Annotated in this window: 17 protein-coding genes; 9 read left to right on the top strand and 8 right to left on the bottom strand. The window is 62.8% G+C overall.

Going from position 1 to position 22220, the window contains the following annotated elements; genetic code table 11:
* Positions 1-268 precede the first annotated feature (268 nt).
* Positions 269-553 (top strand): hypothetical protein, encoded by a 285-nt coding sequence (locus ACVJGD_RS44890; protein WP_456640078.1) that lies wholly within the window; start codon positions 269-271, stop codon positions 551-553.
* Between the two features lie 1003 nt (positions 554-1556).
* On the opposite strand, the gene ACVJGD_RS44885 is transcribed toward ACVJGD_RS44890, so the two are convergent.
* From ACVJGD_RS44885 to ACVJGD_RS44870, 4 genes are all read right to left on the bottom strand, one after another.
* Complete coding sequence (locus ACVJGD_RS44885) at positions 1557-2396, bottom strand: universal stress protein (RefSeq protein ID WP_456640077.1); 840 nt, start codon at positions 2394-2396, stop codon at positions 1557-1559.
* Positions 2397-2632: 236 nt separating this feature from the next.
* The gene (locus tag ACVJGD_RS44880) at positions 2633-6319 is read right to left on the bottom strand and encodes an error-prone DNA polymerase (protein ID WP_456640586.1); all 3687 of its coding nucleotides are present in this window, start codon (positions 6317-6319) and stop codon (positions 2633-2635) included.
* Positions 6319-7800 carry a Y-family DNA polymerase gene (locus ACVJGD_RS44875; protein WP_456640076.1) on the bottom strand — a complete coding sequence of 494 codons (1482 nt, stop codon included), beginning with the start codon at positions 7798-7800 and terminating at the stop codon, positions 6319-6321. Before ACVJGD_RS44875 ends, ACVJGD_RS44880 begins: the two co-directional genes overlap by 1 nt.
* A 763-nt stretch (positions 7801-8563) precedes the next feature.
* Positions 8564-9355, bottom strand: a complete 792-nt coding sequence (locus ACVJGD_RS44870) for an ImuA family protein (protein ID WP_456640075.1) — start codon at positions 9353-9355, stop codon at positions 8564-8566.
* Between the two features lie 182 nt (positions 9356-9537).
* On the opposite strand from ACVJGD_RS44870, the gene ACVJGD_RS44865 reads away from it, so the two are divergent.
* On the top strand, positions 9538-10896 hold the full coding sequence (locus tag ACVJGD_RS44865) for a UdgX family uracil-DNA binding protein (protein ID WP_456640074.1): 1359 nt from the start codon (positions 9538-9540) through the stop codon (positions 10894-10896).
* Between the two features lie 386 nt (positions 10897-11282).
* Positions 11283-12911, top strand: coding sequence for an inorganic phosphate transporter (locus ACVJGD_RS44860; RefSeq protein WP_456640073.1), 1629 nt, complete (start codon positions 11283-11285; stop codon positions 12909-12911).
* Between the two features lie 106 nt (positions 12912-13017).
* Here ACVJGD_RS44860 and ACVJGD_RS44855 read toward each other — a convergent pair whose 3' ends face one another.
* Complete coding sequence (locus ACVJGD_RS44855; RefSeq protein WP_456640072.1) at positions 13018-14190, bottom strand: M20 aminoacylase family protein; 1173 nt, start codon at positions 14188-14190, stop codon at positions 13018-13020.
* A 209-nt stretch (positions 14191-14399) separates the two neighbouring features.
* Between ACVJGD_RS44855 and ACVJGD_RS44850 the strand changes: the two genes are divergently transcribed.
* The gene (locus ACVJGD_RS44850; protein ID WP_456640071.1) at positions 14400-16019 is read left to right on the top strand and encodes a GMC family oxidoreductase; all 1620 of its coding nucleotides are present in this window, start codon (positions 14400-14402) and stop codon (positions 16017-16019) included.
* A 471-nt stretch (positions 16020-16490) separates the two neighbouring features.
* Here ACVJGD_RS44850 and ACVJGD_RS44845 read toward each other — a convergent pair whose 3' ends face one another.
* Genes ACVJGD_RS44845 through ACVJGD_RS44835 form a run of 3 tightly spaced genes read right to left on the bottom strand, consistent with a single transcriptional unit; the run spans position 16491 to position 18442 of the window.
* Positions 16491-16997, bottom strand: a complete 507-nt coding sequence (locus ACVJGD_RS44845) for a hypothetical protein (protein WP_456640070.1) — start codon at positions 16995-16997, stop codon at positions 16491-16493.
* Positions 16998-17006: 9 nt separating this feature from the next.
* The gene (locus tag ACVJGD_RS44840) at positions 17007-18155 is read right to left on the bottom strand and encodes an ImmA/IrrE family metallo-endopeptidase (RefSeq protein ID WP_456640069.1); all 1149 of its coding nucleotides are present in this window, start codon (positions 18153-18155) and stop codon (positions 17007-17009) included.
* Positions 18155-18442: a type II toxin-antitoxin system RelE/ParE family toxin gene (locus ACVJGD_RS44835; RefSeq protein ID WP_456640068.1), complete on the bottom strand. Its 288-nt coding sequence runs from the start codon at positions 18440-18442 to the stop codon at positions 18155-18157. The genes ACVJGD_RS44840 and ACVJGD_RS44835 overlap by 1 nt, the downstream gene beginning before the upstream one ends.
* 115 nt (positions 18443-18557) lie before the next feature.
* Here ACVJGD_RS44835 and ACVJGD_RS44830 point away from each other — a divergent pair, with 115 nt between their 5' ends.
* The 5 genes from ACVJGD_RS44830 to ACVJGD_RS44810 all read left to right on the top strand — a co-directional run bounded on the left by ACVJGD_RS44830 (position 18558) and on the right by ACVJGD_RS44810 (position 22135).
* A complete protein-coding gene (locus tag ACVJGD_RS44830) occupies positions 18558-19475 on the top strand; it encodes an IS1 family transposase (protein WP_456640067.1) in 918 nt (305 codons plus the stop codon).
* Positions 19472-19813 carry a helix-turn-helix domain-containing protein gene (locus tag ACVJGD_RS44825; RefSeq protein WP_456640066.1) on the top strand — a complete coding sequence of 114 codons (342 nt, stop codon included), beginning with the start codon at positions 19472-19474 and terminating at the stop codon, positions 19811-19813. Before ACVJGD_RS44830 ends, ACVJGD_RS44825 begins: the two co-directional genes overlap by 4 nt.
* 5 nt (positions 19814-19818) lie before the next feature.
* Positions 19819-20727 carry an alpha/beta fold hydrolase gene (locus ACVJGD_RS44820; RefSeq protein ID WP_456640065.1) on the top strand — a complete coding sequence of 303 codons (909 nt, stop codon included), beginning with the start codon at positions 19819-19821 and terminating at the stop codon, positions 20725-20727.
* Positions 20728-20846: 119 nt separating this feature from the next.
* On the top strand, positions 20847-21797 hold the full coding sequence (locus ACVJGD_RS44815; protein WP_456640064.1) for a metallophosphoesterase family protein: 951 nt from the start codon (positions 20847-20849) through the stop codon (positions 21795-21797).
* A gap of 14 nt (positions 21798-21811) precedes the next feature.
* Positions 21812-22135, top strand: coding sequence for a cupredoxin domain-containing protein (locus ACVJGD_RS44810; protein ID WP_456640063.1), 324 nt, complete (start codon positions 21812-21814; stop codon positions 22133-22135).
* The last annotated feature ends 85 nt before the right edge of the window (positions 22136-22220 follow it).

Here is a 22220-nt window from a genome sequence, read left to right as displayed (position 1 = left end):
GCGGTTAATCTTTGGACAGTGAGGCATGAACGCCTGCTGAATGCCAAGCCCCGGGCAATTCCGGGGTGGCAGCCGGCGAGACCAAAAGCGGGCCGTGCGACAGGCCCGACCGCGCGCAGGCAGACCTTGCCTGACGATCCTTCCCCTCTTGCCCTCCCGTTTTGACGATGCCGACCGCCTGCCTTTTCGGCATGGTTGAACCGGTCGCGCTTCGACGTTCCCTCAATCTTGTTCCCAAGAGCAGTGCCCGAACTCGGAAGGAGTTGCAATGGCCATCGATCCCTTGACCGCCGCCGCCGTGGTGCTGGCGACGGCCGCAACCGATGCGGTCTACGTCATGTTCACGTCCGCCGTGGTGGCGCGCAAGCGCGTGCCGGCGGCGACCTGGAGCAGCGTCTGGTACGTGCTCTCGTCCTACGCGGTGATCAGCTATACCGAAAACTCCCTCTACGTGCTGTTCGCCGCGATCGGCTCCTGGCTCGGCGCTTACGCCACGATGACGTTCCTGCATCGGCCTCCCGGCGGGCCACCGGTCGGGGCTGCGGCGGAGTGAGGCGGATGTGAGATGGTGCGTAGGATTGGTAGAGCGAAGCGAAACCCATCGCGATGGAGCAAGTGGCGCAAATGATGGGTTTCGCTGCGCTCTACCCATCCTACGCTTTCGTCATTGCGAGCGAAGCGAAGCAATCCATGCCTCCACAAGCGGCGAGATGGATTGCTTCGCTGCGCTCGCAATGACGGGGAGGAGACCTCTGATTCAATTTTCAAACAGCGGAGAGGATGTGAGTCCGTGTTCTCGCGGCGCGTTGCGTCCGAGCTTTGCGTCTCGTTCACCCTCCTCGAGATCAGAGGGCGCAGGGAAAGCCGGGTGCCGGTTGCACCCGTGGGCCCCGTGCAACAAAAAGCACGGGGGTAGGACCACAGGTCAACCGAAGCAACTCCGGCTTTCCCTGCGCGATGGTGTTACGGCTTACTTCGTGCTCTTCCCGGTGACCGGGCTTTCTTGCCACCGTCGCCTCTAGCGATGCTCGATCACTAGAAACTTAGCGCCAGCGTCGGGGCGCCAGAACCACACGACTTCGCCGTCCGCACTGCGCGCACTCGTCAGTCGCACGCATCGCGTCCACCGCATCCCACCGCAACGTTCGTGACGATCGCGAGCCGCCCCTCATTCGGGTGAGACGCGCGGAGTCATAGTGCTGATTTGCCCGACGACGGAAGCGGAATGTTTTTTGCGGAAGGGCTGGACAGACTTTTGGTGATTTGCCCGACGGGCACTTTTTGCATAGCTCGCGCCACAACACACACTGTCATTCCGGGGCGTCCGAAGGACGAGCCCGGAATCCATCTCTCCACCTGCGGATGCGGCGTGATGGATTCCGGGCCTGCGCCTTACGGCGCATCCCGGAATGACGGAGAGTGAGGAAACCCACGACGGCCCATCCTTCGAGACGCCGCTTGCGCGGCTCCTCGGGATGAGGGTGAGTTTGTGGCGCGGCCTGCTCAACGAAAATCCCTTGACGGGATGCGGAGGCGGGTCCGGCCGGGCACGGCTTCTAATGCGCCATCAACAACGGCAGGTCTGCGTGCTCCATGATGTGGCTGGTGGCGCCGCCGAAGATCATTTGCCGCAGTCTGGCCCTTGTGAAGGCTCCCTTGACGAGCAGATCGCAGCCTTCCGCCCGGGCCGCCGCGAGGACCGCTTCACCGGTGCTGCGACCGTCCAGCTCAATGCTCATGGGCTCGGCGGCAATGCCATTATAGCGCAATTGCTTGCGTACCTGGTCGGCTGATGGACCCGGCACCCCCTGTCCACCGATGACAGTCAGCACTGTCACGCGTTCGGCCAGACGCAGCAATGGCATCGCCAAGGCGTTGGCGCGGGCCTGCTCGGTGCTGCCATTCCAATGGATCATGATGTTGGTCGCGACCTCTTTCGGAGCGATCGGCGGCGACAGCAGAACAGGCCGTCCGCTTTCGAACAGTCCCGACTCGATCGCTCGCTTATAGAGAGGGTCCGTATCAGCGGACGGCCTGCTCATCACAATCACATCGAACGCGCGGCCATGGCTGCCGACGAGGCCCTCGCCCGGCGGCACCTCGGCAAACCAGCTAAACCAGGGTCGGTCCGCGGTCGTTTTCACAGCAGCAACGCCGTGCTGCTGCATGAAGGTCTCGAAAAGCTCGCGCTCGCCAGCCGCCTCCGCTTCGCGCCGCACCCGATAGGCTTCCATGGAATAGCTGCTGGCCAGCCCTGCCACGACAAACTCAGGAGCGCCAAACCACAGTGGAACACCCTCGATATAGGCGCCGGTGCGCTGCGCAAGCAGCACCGCCGCTTCGAGCGTGGAGGTCATGGCCGGGGTATTCTGGGTTGGTACCAAAATCGTCTTCATTGTCGGCTCCCGCTCGTTGCAAATGAACGATCGTCCAGGCAGCCAAAACGGCACTGACCTTCGACATGCTAAACCTGCGGGATGAGAACGCCAAGACGCGTCAAGTGCATTGCGAAATGGATAGCTCGCGACAAGAGGGCGCCCCGGGATGACGAACGGTGGGAGTTTCGCGGCCCATCCCTCGAGACGCCGCTTTGCGGCTCCTCGGGATGAGGGAGGAGTATGCGGCTATAGCCTCAATGAAAATCCCTTGACGGGGGCAGGATGCGGACGTTGCGGGGGTGGCGGATTTTTTGCGGCGAGTTTTCGCCGTGGTCGCGGCGGTCGTCGTTGAGGGGTTCGACCAGAGCGGGGCCGGCGGGCACGGCCGGCTTTGCGCTGAACGCATCGTTGGAAAGACCGATGAGATCGTAGGAGCGGTCGATCATGCGCTGCGCGACCAGATGCGTCACCTCCTCCGGGCTGCTCTGGATATAGCCTTCGACCAGGATCAGCCGCGCGCCCATCACTTCTTTCCGGTATTGCTCCATCACCTTCGGCCACACCACGATATTGGCGATGCCGGTCTCGTCCTCCAGCGTCATGAACACCACGCCCTTGGCGCTGCCCGGGCGCTGCCGCACCAGCACCACGCCGGCGCAGCGGACACGGCGGCGGTCGTTGCGGTGGCAGATCTCCTTGCAGGGCACGACGCGCTCTTTTGCAAACATCGCGCGCAGGAATTCCATCGGATGGCCCTTCAGCGACAGGCGGATGGTCTGGTAGTCGGCGACCACCTGTTCCTGCCGCGGCATCTGCGGCAAGGGTTTTGCGTTCTCGTCCGGCTGCTCGCGCGCGATCGCGGCTTCGAACAGGGGCAATGGCACGTCGTCGGGCAGCCGCCGCACCGCCCAGAGCGCCGCACGGCGATCGAGCCCGATCGAGCGGAAGGCATCAGCATCCGCCAGCAGGATCAGAGCGCGCTTGGGCAGGCCGGTGTCGCGGGCAAAATCCTCCAGCGAGGTGAAGGGACGCCGCTGCCGCGCCGCAACGATGCGGTCGGCCCAGTCGTTGGTTTCTTCACCTCTCCCATAGGGAGAGGTCGCGCCGAAGGCGCGGGTGAGGGGCACGGTCTCTCGTGGGACCTGAGCCCCCTCACCCGACTTGCACATGGCCATGTGCAAGTCGACCTCTCCCCGCTGGGGAGAGGTGGGAGCTTGCGGCGCCACCGGCGCGACCAAAGAGAATTCTGTCTGCTCCACCTCCCCCGCTTGCGGGGGAGGTCGGATCGCATCGCTAGATGCGATCCGGGTGAGGGCTATCGCCACACAAAGGTTCTCGCCCGGGGAGACACCCTCACCCCGACCCTCTCCCGCAGGCGGGAGAGGGAGCGCAGGCACCTCCCGGAATGACGCCTGGATTTGTTTCAGTCGTTCCTCGTCCGGATCCTTCCAGTTGAATCCGTCGATCTGGCGGAATCCTAATCGGACGGCGCAATGCTTGCCGCTGCTCTCCTCCAGCGTGTTCTGGGCGAAGCTGAAGGACACATCGATCTCACGGACCTCGACGCCGTTCTTGCGGGCGTCGCCGACGATCTGGGCTGGCGCATAAAAGCCCATCGGCTGCGAGTTCAAGAGCGCACAGCAAAAGGCGTCGGGATGATGATGCTTGAGCCAGGAGGAGATGTAGACGAGTTGCGCGAAGCTCGCGGCATGGCTTTCCGGGAAACCGTAAGAGCCAAACCCCTTGATCTGGTCGAAGCAGCTTCTGGCAAATTCCGGATCATAGCCGCGCGCGACCATGTTGCCGATCAGCTTGTCTTCGTACTTGCCGATGGTGCCGAGGTTGCGGAAGGTCGCCATCGAGCGGCGCAGACCGTTGGCCTCTTCGGAGGTGAAGTGTGCCGCCTCGATCGCGATCCGCATCGCCTGTTCCTGGAACAAGGGCACGCCGAGCGTCTTGTGCAGCACGCGGTAGAGTTCGTCCGCATCGCCATGTTCCGGCGATGGCGCTGGATAGGTCACCTTCTCCTGCTTGTTCCGCCGGCGCAAGTATGGATGCACCATGTCGCCCTGGATCGGCCCCGGGCGCACGATCGCGACCTCGATGACGAGGTCGTAGAACTCCCGCGGCTTCAAGCGTGGTAGCATGTTCATCTGCGCGCGGCTTTCGACCTGGAAGACGCCGAGCGATTCACCGCGGCACAGCATGTCGTAGACTTTTTCGTCATCCTGCGGGACCGTCGCAAGCTCATATCGTTGACCTTTGTGCTCGGCGATCAGGTCAAAGCTCTTGCGGATGCAGGTCAGCATGCCCAGTGCCAGCACGTCGACCTTCATCATGTTGAGCGCGTCGACGTCGTCCTTGTCCCATTCGATGAAGGTGCGGTCGTCCATCGCGGCATTGCCGATCGGCACATAGGTATCGAGCCGGTCCTGCGTCAGCACGTAGCCGCCGACATGCTGCGAGAGGTGGCGCGGGAATTCGATCAGCTCGGTGGCGAGATCGACGGCGAGCCCGATCATCGCGTTCTTCGGGTCCAGTCCCGCCTGCCGCACCTGCATGTCGTTGAGGCCCTTGCCCCAGCTTCCCCACACGGTATCGGCGAGCGCGGCGGTGACGTCCTCCGTCAGCCCAAGCGCCTTGCCGACGTCGCGGATCGCGCTGCGCGGACGATAGTGGATGACGGTCGCGATGATGGCGGCGCGATGCCGGCCATAGCGGCGATAGACATATTGCATCACCTCCTCGCGCCGCGAATGTTCGAAATCGACGTCGATATCGGGCGGCTCCAGCCGCTCCTTGGAGATGAAGCGCTCGAACAACAGATCGACCTTGGTCGGATCGACCGAAGTGATGCCGAGCACATAGCACACGGCGGAGTTCGCCGCCGATCCCCGCCCCTGGCACAGAATGCCCTGGCTGCGTGCGTAACGGACGATGTCGTGCACGGTCAGGAAGTAATGCGCGTATTTCAGCTCTGCGATCAGCGCGAGCTCCTTGTGCAAGGTCGCTCTGAGCTTGTCGTCGATCCGGCCGCCGAAATAATTGATGACGCCGGCCCAGGTCAGGTCTTCCAGATGCTGCTGCGCGGTCTTGCCCGGCGGCACTGGCTCATCGGGATATTGGTATTTGAGCTGGTCGAGCGAGAAGGTGATGCGATCGGCAAAGCGCATGGTCTCTGCGATCGCGTCGGGAAAATCGCGGAACAGTCGCGCCATCTCGTGCGCGGGCTTCAGATGCCGCTCGGCATTGGCTTCCAGCTTCCTGCCGATCGCATCGATCGTCGTCTTCTCCCTGATACAGGTGAGCACATCCTGCAGCGGGCGGCGCGCGGGATGGTGATAGAGCACCTCGTTGGTCGCGAGCAGCGGCACTTCGGCTTTCGTTGCGAGGTGATGCAATCGCGCCAGCCGCCGCCTGTCGTCGCCGCGATAGAGCAGGCTTGCGGCGAGCCACACGCCATCAGTGCGGCTTGCCTTCAGGTGCGCAAGCAGATCGAGCGCCTTGGCCGCCTCGAAACGGTGCGGCAATGACAGCACCAGGAGCTGGCCTTCAGCGAAGTCCAAGAGATCATTCAGCTTCAGATGACATTCGCCCTTTTCGATCCGTTCGATGTCATTGCCGCGCTTGCCGCGGGTGAGGAGCTGGCACAGCCGGCCGTAGGCTGCGCGGTCGCGCGGATAGACCAGGATGTCAGGCGTGCCGTCCATGAAGCCGATGCGCGAACCGATCAGGAGCTTTGGCGGGTGCGTCACTTCCGAATTCTCGAGCTCCTTGTAGGCGCGCACCACGCCGGCGAGCGTGTTGTGATCGGCAAGCCCGATCACGGGGATGCGGAGAATGCTCGCCTGATGCACATAGGCGCGCGGATCCGATCCGCCGCGCAGGAAGGAGAAATTGCTTGATATGCCGATCTCGGCATAGTCGGGCGTCGGTTCCATCATGCGAACAACCCATGCACGAACCAGTTGGCGGGAACGGGCTTGCCGTCTTCGTCGATCAATTCGCTGTCGTAGAGACCATCGCGAAAGATCCAGAAGCGCAGGCCCTGCTCGTCCTCGACGCGGAAATAGTCGCGCGTCAGCACTTTCCCGTCCCGCTGCCACCATTCCATGGCGATGCGTTCGGGACCTTCGACCCGCACCACCTGATGCGTGGCGCGCCGCCAGGTGAAGCGATGCGGCGGTCCATCAGGCACGGTGGCGAACGGCACCTTGATCGGCTCCGGCCTTTCGAACAGCCGCAGCGGACGGAGCGGCGGCTCGCCCTCGGCGCGCGCGGGCCAGACGGCATGCGATGAAGCGGCCAGATGATGCTGCGCCGGCGCGGCAAGCGCCGCGCGCTCGGGGATATGGGTGTCCTCCGGCAGGTGCACGACCACGCGCTTGCCGCCGATGCGGGCAGCGATGCGGTCGATCAGCGCGGCAAGCTCGTCATTGTCATGGACATGGGCGTCGAGATCGCGCTGCTGCTGCACCACGATCTCGGTACGGCCGGCGGACAGGCGGATCAGGTCGAAGCCGAAGCCGGGATCGAGGGGATCGCTCAGCGCCTCGAGCCGTTCGCGGAACAGGCGGTCGATCACCTCAAACTTCGTCACCGCACGCCCGGTCTCGACGGCAAGCGTGCGCACCGCGCCGTCGGTGCGGAAGAAGGCTGCCTCCAGCTTGCGCGCGCCCTTGCCCTGCTTGTCCATCGCCTGGACCAGCATCTTGGCGAGGTTCTGCAGCGTCATCGCGATCATGGGCTCGGTCGTGATCGGCTCGGGAAAACGCTTTTCAACGATGTAGTCCGGCAATGGTTTGCGCGGGCTGATCGGCGCATCGCCCTGCCCCAACGCATGTTCGAGCCGCGTGGTGAAAGCTGCGCCGAAACGCGCCGCGATCTCATGGCGCGCGCGGGCGGCGACATCGCCGATGGTCTTCAGGCCGGCGCGGCGCAAGCCTTTCGTGATTGCCTCATCCGCGCCCAGTGCCGCGATCGACAACGGGCCGACGGCCTCGGCCTCCGCACCATCCTCGATGATCCTGCCAGACGAATGCCGCGTCAGCGTGCGGGCGCAGACCGATGTGGCCGCGATCGCGCCGCTGACGGCAAAGCCGCGCCGATTGAGAGCGCCGCAGACGATCTGCAGCATCGCACGCTCACCGCCGAACAGATGGGCGCAGCCGGTGATGTCCAGGAAGAGACCATAGGGCGGATCGAGCGCCACCAGAGGTGTGAAGCGATCGCACCAATCGGCGATGTCATTGAGCGTCTTGGCATCCGCAACCTCGTCGGCATCATAGACCGTCAGTTCCGGGCAGATCGCGCGGGCATTGGCGAGCGGCAGACCGATCGACAGGCCGCTTCGCGCGGCGATGTCGTCGAGGGAGTGGATCACCAGCGCGTTGTGCTCCTTGATGACCACGACGCTGGGCACTTCCACCTCTCCCGCTTGCGGGAGAGGTCGGATCGCGCCAGCGATCCGGGTGAGGGCTCTCTCCCCACGAAGAGTCTCGCCTGTGGAGACACCCCCACCCCAGCCCTCCCCCGCAAGCGGGAGAGGGGGCGATGCAGCGCCCGTGTGGTGAGAAGTATTTTCAGCCAGCGCGGTCCGCTTCGCGCTGACGACGCTCGGCACTTCCACCTCCCCCGCTTGCGGGGGAGGTCGGATCGCATCGCCAGATGCGATCCGGGTGAGGGTTCTCTCCCCACGAAGAGTCTCGCCTGTGGAGACACCCCCACCCCCCCCCTCCCCCGCAAGCGGGAGAGGGGGCGATGCAGCGCCCGTGTGGTGAGAAGTATTTTCAGCCAGCGCGGTCCGCTTCGCGCTGACGACGCTCGGCACTTCCACCTCTCCCGCTTGCGGGAGAGGTCGGATCGCGCCAGCGATCCGGGTGAGGGCTCTCTCCCCACGAAGAGTCTCGCCCGCGGAGCCACCCCCACCCCAGCCCTCCCCCGCAAGCGGGAGAGGGGGCGATGCAGCGCCCGTGTGGTGAGAAGTATTTTCAGCCAGCGCGGTCCGCTTCGCGCTGACGACGCTCGGCACTTCCACCTCCCCCGCTTGCGGGGGAGGTCGGATCGCATCGCCAGATGCGATCCGGGTGAGGGTTCTCTCCACACGAAGAGTCTCGCCCGCGGAGCCACCCTCACCCCGGCCCTCTCCCGCAAGCGGGAGAGGGAGTTCGGGCAGCTCGCGTGTTTCAGCTTGCGAGGCGGTGCGCGCCAGTTGCCGCTTGATCCGATCGATGGGCAGGCGCGGCAGCCACAGGCTGAGGATACGCCGACGGTTCACTGAAAAGGCACTCATCACATTTCCATTCCATGATCCATCGCCCGACCGGGCCATGACGATTGCGAACGAGCTGCGCATCGAACAGAGGCGCACCCCACGCGCTCCAACTGGCGCCCGGCGGCGAATGCGCCGCGCGCACGATCCATCTGGTTTCCGCGGTGGAGGGAAGCGGCGTTGCCGCCAGGCGGAGCAGCAGCGCGGGGACGCCTGATGATTGCGAGGCAAGCGTCAGTTTGCGGCTCGCGACCAGATCGAGCTGCTTGGACTCGCCCCAGACCTCCATGATGACGGCGCCCAACGCGTCGCAGGCGAGCGCATCGGCCGTGGTGCGTAGCGCATTGTCGATGTCGGCGGCGCGCACGGTGACGAGAAGGCGCGGATCGAGGCCGAGCTCGGACAGGCCGCTCATCGAGAGCGCGCCGGATTCGATTTCGGAAAAATCCTGCCGCACCCAGACCAGCGGCTTTCGTGCGGCAAGACGGCCGGCCAGCCCTGCGATGAAGCCGGTGGCGGAAGCGCCTTGGCGCCCCTCGGCAAACACCTCGTGCACCGCGGCTTTCGCAAGGCCGCCCTTGAGCATCGCATCGGCGCTGGGGTGTCCCAGCGCGATCCGCTGCAGCGCGTGCGCTTCATTGGATGTCTCAATGCGCTCGATGCGCCCGCGCAAGGACGCAAGCGTGCTCAGGCGTGCGCTCGTCATGCGCCGCTCCTTAAGGAAGATATCGGGGCCGTTGCTGGCTTAGGAGAGAAACCAGAAGCTAGCCCATTCGTTCATGATATGTTCTAATATAAAGCCAACTGCGCGGGCGGAGTCAATCGGATTGGTAACGGGATAAATTCTTCAGTGAAATCAAGGGGGTTGATGAGAGCGGAGCAGGTACCATGCACCACATCATCCTGGGCAGCGAGACCGATTTCGACGGCTGGCGCACGGCGGCGCGGGCGCTGGTATTGAACGACGTGACGCCGGCCGACGTGACATGGGCCGTGCGCGGCCACGGGCCCGATCTGTCGGAAATATCGACGGCCGAAGCGCCACTGGAAGTGCCGCACGGCACGTTCAACGTGCCGGCCAAATTTGTCGAGCTGGCAAAAACCGCGATCCTGTATCGCGACGCGGAGCGCTTTGCCCTGCTCTATCGCCTGTTGTGGCGCCTGCGCCGCGACCATGACCTGCTCGATATCGCCGACGATCCCGAGGTCGCGCGCATCCATGCGATGGCGAAGGCCGTGCATCACGAGGCGCAGCGGATGCGGACGTCGATCCGCTTCCGCGAAATCGGGCGCGAGCACACATCGCATTTCGTCGCCTGGTTCGAGCCACAGCATCATGTCGTGGAACTGGCCGCGCCGTTCTTCGCGAGCCGCTTTGCCGACATGCCCTGGTCGATCCTCACATCAGATGTCTGCGCGCATTGGGACGGGCATGCGGTGTCGATCACGCCAGGCATCAGCGAGGCCGAGATGCCCGCAGGCAATCGGCTGGAGGAGATCTGGCAGCGTCATTGCGCTGCGATCTTCAACCCGGCGCGGCTCGCGGCAAAGAAAGCGAGGAACCCACCCGAGGCTTTGACGATTAAGCCCGCAAGCGAAAGCGCTACGCCACCGGAACCCGCCATGATCCGCCACGCCGCCGACACGCTGAGCAGGTTGCGCGAGGAAGCCGCGGAGTGCCGCGCCTGCCATCTCTACAAGCATGCGACGCAGACCGTGTTCGGCGAAGGCCCGCAAAGCGCGCAGGTGGTGCTGGTCGGCGAGCAGCCGGGCGACAAGGAAGATCTCGCCGGGAAACCGTTCGTCGGTCCCGCCGGCCTGATGCTCGACCGCGCGCTGATCGAGGCCGGCATCGACCGCAAGAAGGTCTACGTCACCAATGCGGTGAAGCATTTCAAATTCGTACCGCGCGGCAAGATCCGCCTGCACCAGAAGCCGACTACGCCGGAGATCAAGGCCTGCCGCCAATGGTATGAGCGGGAACTCGCATCGATCAAGCCGGATCTGGTGGTGGCGATGGGCGCGACCGCTGCACAATGCGTGTTCAACAAGCTCACGCCGATCAACAAGAACCGCGGCCGCCTGATCGATCTCGACGACGACATCAAGGCGCTGGTGACGGTGCATCCCTCCTATCTGCTGCGGCTGCCCGATGACGATGCGAAAGAGCGGGAATATCAACGTTTTGTCGAGGATCTGAAGATCGCGGCGGAACTATTGAGGAAGCGCGCGCAGGCCGCAGCGTAAGCATGGCACCATGCATAGTCCGCAATAACAAGCCGTTGATAAAACTGATATCCATTTACAACCTTACATTGATGGACGATACTCTCCAATTACAGGGGGAGTTTGGGGCGTCTTGTTCACGCCAATGACGTTCCCATGCGGTCGACGCGCTGCCGCGGCGCCACAGCCCCGGCGTCAGGCAGCGCGCGACCGCTTCCTTCGCATCACGCTTCCGCCGTGCGCGTGGCTTGCCATTTAACTGATCGCGTCGCGAACGCGCGTCGCAGGCCGCAATCGATGCAGCACTCACGCACCGCCGCGGCTCACGCAAACTACGGCTGTCATCTAACCTTCAAGGCAATCGGTCAAAACTAGGGCCTCCTTCTGTATTTTGACGGGGCGTCAGAATGACCGATTTTGCACTCAATTCATCAGTGGGCGGCGGAAGACCGATCCAGCCGGCTTCAAGACCAAATCTCGATAAAGGCTTCAATCCGCTGACGATGATCATCTTCTTCGGCATCCTCGCGGCTGGGCTATTGTTCGTCGCCTACAGCATCTATGTCGACGTCGATGCCACCGGCACCCGCGTCACCACCTTCTTGCCCTACATCCTGCTGTTCGTTGCACTGCTGATTGCGCTCGGCTTTGAATTCGTCAACGGCTTCCACGACACCGCCAACGCGGTCGCGACCGTGATCTACACGCATTCGCTGCCCGCCGAAGTCGCGGTGATGTGGTCGGGCATCTTCAACTTCCTCGGCGTGCTGCTCTCGTCCGGCGCGGTCGCATTCGGCATCATCTCGCTGTTGCCGGTCGAACTGATCCTGCAGGTCGGCTCCAGCGCGGGCTTTGCCATGGTGTTCGCGCTGTTGATCGCCGCGATCCTGTGGAATCTCGGCACCTGGTATTTCGGCCTGCCGGCCTCGTCCTCGCACACGCTGATCGGCTCGATCATCGGCGTCGGCATCGCCAATGCGCTGATGCGTGGCCGCGACGGTACCTCCGGCGTCGACTGGAGCAAGGCCACCGAGATCGGCTACGCGCTCCTGCTGTCGCCGCTGGTCGGCTTCATCTGCGCCGCCATTCTGCTGCTCGTGCTCAAGATGATCGTGCGCAACCCTGCGCTCTATGCCGCGCCCGAAGGCAACAAAGCGCCCCCGCTCTGGATCCGCGGCCTCCTGATCCTGACCTGCACCGGCGTCAGCTTCGCGCACGGCTCCAACGACGGGCAGAAAGGCATGGGCCTGATCATGCTGATCCTGATCGGCACCGTGCCGACCGCCTATGCGCTGAACCGCACGCTGCCGGAATCCATGGTCGCCCAGTTCCAGAAGACCTCGGAAGCCGCCTCCAAGGTGATCGCCGCGAAGGGCGCCGGTCACAGCATCATCGGCGATCCCCGTCCGGCCGTGACGCAGTACATCTCGCTGCACCACCTCACTGAGGGCACCTTCCCCTCGCTCGCGGTGCTGGTCAAGGATGTCGGCGATCAGGTGATGAGGTACGGCTCGCTGAACAGGGTGCCTGCGGAAGCAGTCGGCAACACCCGCAACGACATGTACCTGATTTCGGAAGCGATCCGCTTCCTGATGAAGGACAAGGAGAGCGACCTCAGCAAGGAAGAGATCGCGACGCTGAACGCCTACAAGGCCTCGCTCGACAGCGCGACCAAGTTCATTCCGACCTGGGTGAAGATCGCAGTCGCGATCGCGCTCGGGCTGGGCACCATGATCGGCTGGAAGCGCATCGTGATCACGGTCGGCGAGAAGATCGGCAAGACTCACCTGACCTACGCGCAGGGCGCCTCCGCCGAGCTCGTTGCCGCCGGCACGATCTTCGCGGCCGACACCTTCGGCCTGCCGGTATCCACCACGCACGTGCTGTCATCCGGCGTCGCCGGCGCCATGGCCGCCAACGGCTCGGGCCTGCAGGTCGCGACCATCCGCAACATGGTGATGGCCTGGGTGCTGACACTGCCCGCCGCGATCATGCTGTCAGCCTCGCTCTACGTACTGTTCGCGAATATGTTCTGAGCAGAGAGCCGCACACCGTCATTGCGAGCGGAGCGAAGCAATCCATCTCTCCGCTTGCTGAGGCATGGATTGCTTCGTCGCTTCGCTCCTCGCAATGACGGAGCCGTCACGCCGACAGCGTGTTCTCCGCCAGCTTGATCCAGTAGGACGTGCCGTAGACGATCGCCTCGTCGTTGAAATTGTAGGCGGGGTGATGCAGGCCGGCGCTGTCGCCATTGCCGCAGAAGATGAAGGCGCCGGGCCGCGCTTCCAGCATGTAGGCGAAATCCTCCGCGCCCATCATCGGCGGCATTTCGTGGACGTTGGTCTCGCCGGCGATTTCCTTGGCGACCCTGGTCGCAAACTCGGTCTGCGAGCGGTGGTTGACGGTGACGGGATAGCCGCGTTCGTAAGTGAGGTCGATCCTGGCACCGGTCATCTGCGCAACGCCCGCGACCACCTCATGGATGCGTTTCTCGACCAGCGCCCTCACCTCCGGCGTCAGCGTGCGCACCGTGCCGCGCAGCTCCGCGGTCTGCGGGATCACGTTCCGCGCATTGCCGGCGTGGAATTCGCAGATCGAGATGACGGCCGAATCCAGGGGATCGACGGTGCGCGAGACGATCGACTGCAGCGCCGTGATCAATTGCGAGCCGACCAGCACGCTGTCGATGCATTTGTGCGGCCGCGCGGCGTGGCCGCCGAGGCCTTCGATCCTGATGTCGATCGCGTCCGTTGCCGCCATGATCGGGCCGGTCCGGATGGCGAACGAGCCGACGGGGATCCCGGGGCCGTTGTGCATGCCATAGACCTGCTCGATGCCGAACCGCTCCATCAGCCCGTCCTTGATCATCGCGGCGGCACCCGCGCCACCCTCTTCGGCGGGCTGGAAGATCACGACCACATTGCCGGCAAAGTTGCGGGTCTCGGCGAGGTAGCGGGCGGCGCCCAGGAGCATCGCGGTGTGGCCGTCATGGCCGCAGGCGTGCATCTTGCCGGGCGTCTTGGAGGCATAAGGCAGATCGGTCTCCTCCTCGATCGGCAGCGCATCCATGTCGGCTCGCAGCCCGATGACCCTGATCTCGCCATTGCCGGCGGGTTTCTTGCCCTTGATGACGCCGACCACGCCGGTGCGGCCGAGCCCCGTCGCGACCTCGTCGCAGCCGAATTCGCGCAGGCGCTCGGCAACGAATGCTGCAGTGCGGTGGGTATCGTACATCAGCTCGGGATGTTCATGGATATCCCGCCGCCAGGCCTGGATGGCGGGCTGCAGGTCGGCGACGCGGTTGACGATGGGCATGGCACTTCTCAGGTCTGTGATTCAAGCTTGTGTGATGTCTAGCATGCAAGCGGCGGTCCACCCAACAGCCGAGCCCGGTCGCCCATGCCCAGGCGTCATGGCTGGACTTGTCCCGCCCGCCCACGTCTGACTATTAGGACAGCAGAAAAATGCTGGATGCCTGGAACATTTTCAGGCAACGCGACTACGGACGGGTGGAAAACAAGAGAATGCCTGGGAAGCTCGAGGGTGATTTCGACTATATCGTCGTGGGCGCCGGCACCGCCGGCTGCATCATGGCCAACCGGCTCTCGGCCGATCCGAGCAAGCGCGTGCTGGTGCTGGAAGCCGGCGGCGACGACAACTGGATCTGGTTTCACATCCCGGTCGGCTATCTCTTCGCAATCGGCAATCCGCGCTCCGACTGGATGTTCAAGACCGAGGCGGAGCCCGGCCTCAACGGCCGCGCGCTGGCCTATCCCCGCGGCAAGGTGATCGGCGGCTGCTCGGCGATCAACGCCATGATCTCGATGCGCGGACAGGCCGCAGATTACGATCACTGGCGCCAGCTCGGCCTCACCGGCTGGGGTTATGACGACGTGCGGCCGGTATTCCATCGGCTCGAGGATCATTTCCTCGGGCCGAGCGAACATCATGGCACCGGCGGCGGCTGGCGCATCGAGGCGCCGCGGCTGTCCTGGAAAGTTCTGGACGCCGTCGGCGATGCCGCCGAAGAGATGGGCATCAAACGCATTCCCGATTTCAACACCGGCGACAACGAAGGCGTGAGCTATTTCCACGTCAACCAGAAGCGCGGCCGCCGATGGTCTTCGGCGCGCGGCTTCCTGAAGCCGGCGCTGCACCGGCCGAACCTGCGGCTGGAAAAGAACGTGCTGGTCGATCGCCTGATCGTCGAACAGGGCCGCGCCGTCGGCGTGCGCTTCATCCGCGGCAACGAGACCATCGAGGCCCGCACCAAGGGCGAAGTGATCCTGACCGCCGGCGCGATCGGATCGGTGCAGGTGCTGCAGCGCTCCGGCATCGGGCCCGCCGACTGGCTCGCACCGCTCGGCATCGGCGTCGTGCTCGACAAGCAGGGCGTCGGGCGCAACCTGCAGGACCATCTGCAGCAGCGCGCGATCTACAAGGTCACTGGCGTGCGCACGCTGAACGAAACCTATTACTCGCTGTTCCGCCGCGGCCTGATGGGCCTCGACTATGCGCTGCGCCGCCGCGGCCCCTTGACCATGGCGCCGTCGCAGCTCGGCATCTTCACCCGATCCGATTCCACGCGCGAGCGCGCCAACATCCAGTTCCACGTGCAGCCGCTGTCGCTCGACAAATTCGGCGATCCTCTGCACCGCTTTCCCGCGATCACCGTGAGCGCCTGCAACCTGCAGCCGACCTCGCGCGGCACCGTCCGCATCCGCTCCGCCCAGCCGGACGAGAAACCGTCGATCGCGCCGAATTATCTGTCGACCGACGAGGACCGCCAGGTCGCAGCCGACGCAATCCGCACCACGCGCCGCCTGATGAAGCAGAAGGCGCTCGCGCAATACCGGCCCGAGGAATTCCTGCCCGGCCCTTCCGTCGGCGACGACGATGCGTCGCTCGCAAAGGCCGCCGGCGACATCGGCACCACGATCTTCCACCCCGTCGGCACCGCGAAGATGGGCGCGGCGAGCGACCCGATGGCCGTGGTCGACGAACGCCTGCACTTCCACGGCATCGCGGGCCTGCGCGTGGCCGACGCTTCGGTGATGCCGACGATCACATCGGGCAACACCAACACGCCGACCGCGATGATCGCGGAGAAGGCTGCTGCGATGATTTTGGAAGACGGGCGGTAACCCGAGGCTACCCGGTAGTGTCTCAGTTTGAAATTGAGCTTCGATCAAAGGTCTAGCGCACAAGCTAAACCGACACAGCCGAGAGCTAGTGCGATCATTCCCCAAGCAATATTTGCAATCGGCTGCTTCGATGACGCCGTTGCCCGGAAGGTGGCAAGGCTCTGGAACACGCAGCCCGTGATCCTGGCAACGAGCCGCACAAGGTCCTTTTCCAAATACCTCTCCCTAGCGAAGTTTATTGCTAGGTTCCGCTTTTTCTCCAACGGGCCGAAGCAGCGGCTCTCGCTATGTCAGAGCGTTCCTGAGAGGTAAGTGTCCGAGCGCGCACCTTTGCGCCCTTCCGACCACCCTTGGCGCGGTTAGGGGCCTTGCCGGTCGGCTCTTCAATCTCCCCAGTAGCGATGCGGCCGACCATAATGGCGGCACCGATAACGTCACCGGTGCGCTTCTCACCCTTCGGTCCGCGGGGCATTAAGCCGCCTCATCCTCATCATCTTCGCTGTCACGATTCAATAGATCGGCAGCCCGTCGTTCCGCAACGTCATCTGCAAAATCGAGGAAGAAAGATAGTTGCGGGTCCTCGGGGAACACCTTGTTCATGTGTTCCATATCGCAGACGGCGCGATAGACATCGCTTGCGATAGCATCGCGACGCTGACGCACTGCTTTCTGGCGCAGGTTCGGCGTTCCGCCCTTGTCTGTGTCGAACCACATGCGGTGGGGCTTCCCGTCCTCCTCAAAGGACAGGACGGACTGCTTGGCCCTGTAAGTGAAACCAGCTTCATCCATCCGTGTGGCCTGTCGCAGAACTCGCGAAACCTGCCGCCGCAGAAACTTTCGATACTCTTGCGGACGCGGAGTAAGCCTTTTGTTCTCAACTGCCCAGACTATGAAGTCATCTGGATCGTTGGCCGCCTCGCCCGTAATGTCCTCCCACTCGTCCCACGCCCGCAGCAACTGCTCATCGAAGTTAGCCATTCTGGCCCCCTATAGTCCGGTTGGGACTAGTCGCCCCCAACCATCGACATATTTCCAGTCCATTAGGTAGTTTCGAATGCTCGTTTGATACTTACGCAACCACGCATAGTTTTGACGCTTGTGCTGAATTTGCCCCACTACAATTGCCGGATGGATTTCTAACCGTGCGGCAAAGCCAATGACGTCCTGTTCTGAGATGTATTGTCCCTTTCTTGCCAAGAACGAGTTCAATTGCGCCTTTGGTATACAGAACTCAGCAGCCTGATCGTTCGCCCTTATTTCTTCCTCTGATTTGTTGGAAGCCCCGGCAACATCGGAGGCGTCTAGTTCATCAACTGGCGCAAACGATTCATCCCTGCCGTCCCCTTGCAGGACATGTTCAAGCTCATGACGAAGAACAAAAGCGAAGTTATCCAGCCGGTCTAAACGGGTGGTCATCCCAATAGCCGGCTGCCCATCGATCCACACGCACACGCCATCAATCTTTGATTTTGGCAGGGCCTCAACCAGAGAAAAACGAACACCGCACGTTCGAAGAATTTCAGGGATACGGATCAAGTCATCCTTATCGAGGAGATGCGCCCTTATCCGTCCTAAATTTTTCCTAAGCGTCTCCTCGGAATATAGCGGCGCTTCTTGCATCTTCGCGATCGTCATTACCCGGTGCAGCCACGCATACTGGATCGGCGTTGTATCGTCGTATGCGCTGCTTTTCTTGGCGGCATGGGCGGTGATTTCCCCTGAACCAATAAAGGGAATGTCCTCCACGCGATTCTTGCCGAAGAACCGAAGCATTTGAAGGTCAAGTAGACCCGGCTCGGTATCTTCGATCCATCCGCGCTTTATCATTTCGCGGACTGGAAACCACGCCACCCATGACGCGCGAGTGCGAACACCCGGGTCAACTGGTTTGACTCGGTTAAGCTCGTAGAGCTTCTGCAAGTTTGCAAAAAACTCGGCGGGCATGTCGAAGGCGTCACCCAGTGCGGCAGCCAAGTCCGGGGTGATATTGGCCTTGCCAGTGAGAAGCGGGTTAAGCTGCTGCACCGACATTCCAAGGATGTACGCTAGATCCACCTGAGACCACCCGCGGGCCTCAAGCTCCTCTGCGATGAATGTGCCCGGATGGTCCACGGAGGCGATTTTGACCTGAGCCATCAGTGATAATCCTCAATAGCGACTATCGTGACGGTGGGCGGCCTAGTGGTTTCGTCGAGCGAGAACACGATCCGGTATTTTTCATTGACCCGGACTGACCGATAGCCATCACGATCCCCCTTTAATTTTTCGTAGTGCAAGCTTTTCCAATTCCTCAGTGCACGATCATCCGGCGCGGCACGAATGACGGTTAGCTTTCGCCTTGCGGACTTGATGACGGGGACAGGGAGCCGCGTTTGTCCCGCATCTTCCGTCTCAATCAGCGCAAGTATTGGGTCGGCGAACACAATCTCCATCCGCGCCGTATGACATTGATTCTTATATAGTTCAAGGCCATTTAATGCAATGGCTTAAACTGAACTTTATGCTTGACAATATCAGATTTTTTCGCCTAATGCGCCCATGAACAGGCTCCCGGTCGGAACCCGCGTCCAAATCCTTTCAATGCTCTGCGAGGGAAGCAGCATGCGGTCGATCAGCCGGGTCACCGGGGTCTCGATCAATACCGTTTCGAAGCTTCTGATTGACGCCGGGTTGGCTTGTGCCACCTTCCACGACAAGACGGTGCGCAATGTGGCCGCCAAGGCCGTCCAATGCGACGAGATTTGGTCGTTCAGCTACGCCAAGGAGAAGAACGTCAAGTTCGCCAAGGCCGCCCCTGAGGCCGCTGGCGACGTATGGACGTGGACGGCAATCGATGCCGAATCCAAGCTGATCGTTTCCTGGCACGTTGGCGACCGCAGCCAGCAAACCGGCGTTGCGTTTATGGGCGACTTGAAGGCTCGGCTTGCCAACCGCGTCCAACTCACCACGGACGGCCACAAGGCCTATTTGAAGGCCGTGGCAGAGGTCGATTTTGACGCCGACTATGCGATGCTGAACAAGATTTTCGTCACGGACTACGCCGGTGCGGGCCGCTACAGCCCGCCCAAGAGCATCGGCGCGGTCAAGCAGGCGATTATGGGCAATCCGGACCCGGAGCTTATCAATACGTCGTTTGCCGAGCGCCAGAACCTCACCATGCTCATGTCAATGCGCCGGTTCACCCGCCTGACCAATGCGTTCAGCAAGAAGTTCGAAAACCACTGCCACGCGCTGGCGCTCTACTTCGTGTTCTACAACTTCTGCCGCGTCCACAAGACGCTTGGCGCAACCCCGGCAATGGCTGCGGGCCTGATTGATCGGGTCATGAAGATGGCGGACGCGATTGAACTGATCGATTCCGCCAACCCGGTCCCGGCTGTTCGCGCGACGCCGTCGAAAATTCAAACTGAGACAGTACCGGCCATCCACGAGGCAACCAGGGGATATCGGCGATGAGCGCCAAGAAAAAAGTGCCCGCCCATACCAAGGGGTCCGGCAACATTTTCGCTGATCTCGGCCTGCCCAATGCCGAGGAGCATCAGTTGAAGGCCGCGCTGGTCGTTCAGCTCAAGCGGCTGATGGCCGAACGGGAGTTGACTCAAACCGAGGCCGCCAAGCTGGTCGAAATGAAACAACCCGACCTGTCGAAACTCCTGCGAGGTCACCTCAGGCTCGCATCCGTGGAAAAACTGATGCGGATGCTCACTGCTTTCGACCAAGACGTGGAAATCAGGTTGAAGCCGCATCGCAAGCGCGGCGAGGCAGGCCGGATCACGCTTATTCCTGCGGCGTAGAATGCATGATCAGTCAGCAGCGCTTTTCAACCGGATCTGCGGATGCGCGCATTGCGCTGGTGCAATGGGCCGAGGAGCCCTCGCACCGGCCGCCCGCACTTCTGTTGCACGGCACAGGTTTCGTGGCCGATGTCTGGGATGACGTCGCGCGCGATCTTGCATCAGACTACACGGTGTATGCGCTCGATCGCCGCGGCCACGGCGACAGCCACAAGCCCGCGGCGGACTTCTATCACTTTCAGGACTATGCGCAGGACGTGTGCATGGTCATCGAAGAGCTCGGCCTGCGCGATATCTACGGCATCGGCCACAGCGCAGGCGCCACCGACCTGCTGCTCGCCGCAAAACTGCTGCCGGGGCGCTTCGCACGCCTGTTCGTGATGGAGCCGACCGTCATGGATCCGCGCATGCCGCGCGACGGAGTGACGGGATTGAGCGAATGGGCAGCCTCCGCGGTGCAGGGCGTCTTGCGCCGCCAAGCCGAGTTCGACAGTTTTGACGCGGTGTTCACGCGCTATCGGACTGCGCCGGCATTTTCCGATTGGTCTGAGACTTCGCTGTGGGCCTATATCAGGCATGGCTTTGCGCCCCAGGAGAACGGCCGGGTACGGCTGCGCTGCACGCCGGAAATCGAGTCGGCGATCCTGCGCCCGATCTTCGAGGCGATGGAGCAGGTCTACGCCGGAGATGCGCGCGGCAATCCTTTCGGATGGCTCACCGAAATCGACTGCCCGGTGCGCGTGGCCATCGCCGAAAAATCTTCGCCGATCTATAAGGAGATGGCGTCGCGGGCCACTTCGCTCATCCCCGATGTAAGCGAGTGGCGTTTCGACGGGATCGGCCACTGCGTGGCGCAGGAAGCGCCGCCAATCCTGCTGCAAGCCCTGCGGGAATTCGCGCGACCCGAGCAGTGAAGCCCGCCTCACGAAATCGTCATCGCCTCACGCCAGTAGATTTTCGCCGCCGGGAATAACCCCTCCCCTCGCCCGATCACGTCTCCGCAGGCCCAATCATGGGCTCAGGGAGAGCAGCGATGAGCGAGTTCGGTCACGACCACAGGGATGACGAGCGCGGCGTCAGCCGACGCAAAGTGCTGGAATGCATGACCTGGGCGGGCACCGGCGTGCTCTGGACGGTCGCGGGCGGCGTGCCGCGCTCGCTCGGCATGGTCGGCTCGGCGCGAGCCGCCGAGACCTCTGGCATGACCTTCCTGCAGATCAGCGACAGCCATGTCGGCTTCGACAAGGCGGCCAATCCGAACGCGCTTGGCACGCTGGAAGAAGCCATCGGCAAGATCAACGCCATGCCGGCGAAGCCCTCCTTCATGATCCACACCGGCGACATCACGCATCTGTCGAAAGCTGCCGAGTTCGACAATGCCGAGCGCATCATCTCGCAGGCGAAGCTCGACGTGCATTACGTGCCGGGCGAGCACGATCTGATCGACGAGGAAGTCAAGCTCTACAAGGAGCGCTACGGCCGCGGCACCAGGGGCGCCGGCTGGTATTCGTTCGACGCCGGCGGCGTGCACTTCATCGGCCTCGTCAATGTCGTCGACCTCAAGGCCGGAGGCCTCGGCAATCTCGGTGCCGAACAGCTCGAATGGCTTGAGAAGGACCTGAAGGGCCGCTCGAAATCGACCCCGATCGTGCTGTTCGCCCACATTCCGCTGTGGACCGTCTACCCGACCTGGGGCTGGGGCACCGAGGACGGCGGCCGCGCGCTGGAATATGTGAAGGGTTTCGGCTCGGTGACCGTGCTGAACGGACACATCCACCAGGTGATGCAGAAGGTCGAAGGCAACGTCACCTTCCACACCGCGCGTTCGACCGCCTTCCCGCAGCCGGCGCCTGGCACTGCGCCCTCGCCCGGCCCGATGAAGGTCGAGGATGCGAAGCTTCGCAGCCTGCTCGGCATCGCCAGCGTCAACTTCAAGCAGGGACAAGAGCGCCTCGCCATCATCGACACGCCGCTGCAGGGCTGAAGAGGAACAGGTTCATGAGCACGATCAATCGCCGTGACTTCGGCATCGCCGTTGCCGCGGCCATGCTGCTGCCCGCCTCCGCTGCACGCGCTGAGACGACGGAAGTGCATATCGACAATTTCGTCTTCCAGCCCACGCAGCTCGACGTGAAGGTCGGCACGACCGTGACCTGGACCAATCGCGACGACATTCCGCACACGGTGGTGTGCGCCGGAAAATTCAGGTCGAAAACCATGGACACCGACGACAGCTTTTCATTCACCTTCACGGCGGCCGGCGAGTACAAATATTTTTGCTCGCTGCACCCGCACATGACAGGCATGATCAGGGTCGAGTAAGTTGCCAATCTCAGCCAGCGCAACCATGCCCGGCCGACAGGTCGAGACCGGCCGGGCCAAGACATTCGCCGCACAAACCGGGCAT

This window comes from Bradyrhizobium sp. USDA 10063, from assembly GCF_054063735.1.
This window is presented reverse-complemented; position numbering and strand designations above follow the sequence as displayed.

What these genes read in the sequence shown, in the direction of transcription:
- ACVJGD_RS44890 (WP_456640078.1), top strand. Translation starts at nt 269, where the DNA reads ATGGCCATCGATCCCTTGACCGCCGCCGCCGTGGTGCTGGCGACGGCC.
- ACVJGD_RS44885 (WP_456640077.1), bottom strand. Translation starts at nt 2,396, where the DNA reads ATGAAGACGATTTTGGTACCAACCCAGAATACCCCGGCCATGACCTCC.
- ACVJGD_RS44880 (WP_456640586.1), bottom strand. Translation starts at nt 6,319, where the DNA reads ATGGAACCGACGCCCGACTATGCCGAGATCGGCATATCAAGCAATTTC.
- ACVJGD_RS44870 (WP_456640075.1), bottom strand. Translation starts at nt 9,355, where the DNA reads ATGACGAGCGCACGCCTGAGCACGCTTGCGTCCTTGCGCGGGCGCATC.
- ACVJGD_RS44865 (WP_456640074.1), top strand. Translation starts at nt 9,538, where the DNA reads ATGCACCACATCATCCTGGGCAGCGAGACCGATTTCGACGGCTGGCGC.
- ACVJGD_RS44860 (WP_456640073.1), top strand. Translation starts at nt 11,283, where the DNA reads ATGACCGATTTTGCACTCAATTCATCAGTGGGCGGCGGAAGACCGATC.
- ACVJGD_RS44855 (WP_456640072.1), bottom strand. Translation starts at nt 14,190, where the DNA reads ATGCCCATCGTCAACCGCGTCGCCGACCTGCAGCCCGCCATCCAGGCC.
- ACVJGD_RS44850 (WP_456640071.1), top strand. Translation starts at nt 14,400, where the DNA reads ATGCCTGGGAAGCTCGAGGGTGATTTCGACTATATCGTCGTGGGCGCC.
- ACVJGD_RS44845 (WP_456640070.1), bottom strand. Translation starts at nt 16,997, where the DNA reads ATGGCTAACTTCGATGAGCAGTTGCTGCGGGCGTGGGACGAGTGGGAG.
- ACVJGD_RS44840 (WP_456640069.1), bottom strand. Translation starts at nt 18,155, where the DNA reads ATGGCTCAGGTCAAAATCGCCTCCGTGGACCATCCGGGCACATTCATC.
- ACVJGD_RS44830 (WP_456640067.1), top strand. Translation starts at nt 18,558, where the DNA reads ATGAACAGGCTCCCGGTCGGAACCCGCGTCCAAATCCTTTCAATGCTC.
- ACVJGD_RS44825 (WP_456640066.1), top strand. Translation starts at nt 19,472, where the DNA reads ATGAGCGCCAAGAAAAAAGTGCCCGCCCATACCAAGGGGTCCGGCAAC.
- ACVJGD_RS44820 (WP_456640065.1), top strand. Translation starts at nt 19,819, where the DNA reads ATGATCAGTCAGCAGCGCTTTTCAACCGGATCTGCGGATGCGCGCATT.
- ACVJGD_RS44815 (WP_456640064.1), top strand. Translation starts at nt 20,847, where the DNA reads ATGAGCGAGTTCGGTCACGACCACAGGGATGACGAGCGCGGCGTCAGC.
- ACVJGD_RS44810 (WP_456640063.1), top strand. Translation starts at nt 21,812, where the DNA reads ATGAGCACGATCAATCGCCGTGACTTCGGCATCGCCGTTGCCGCGGCC.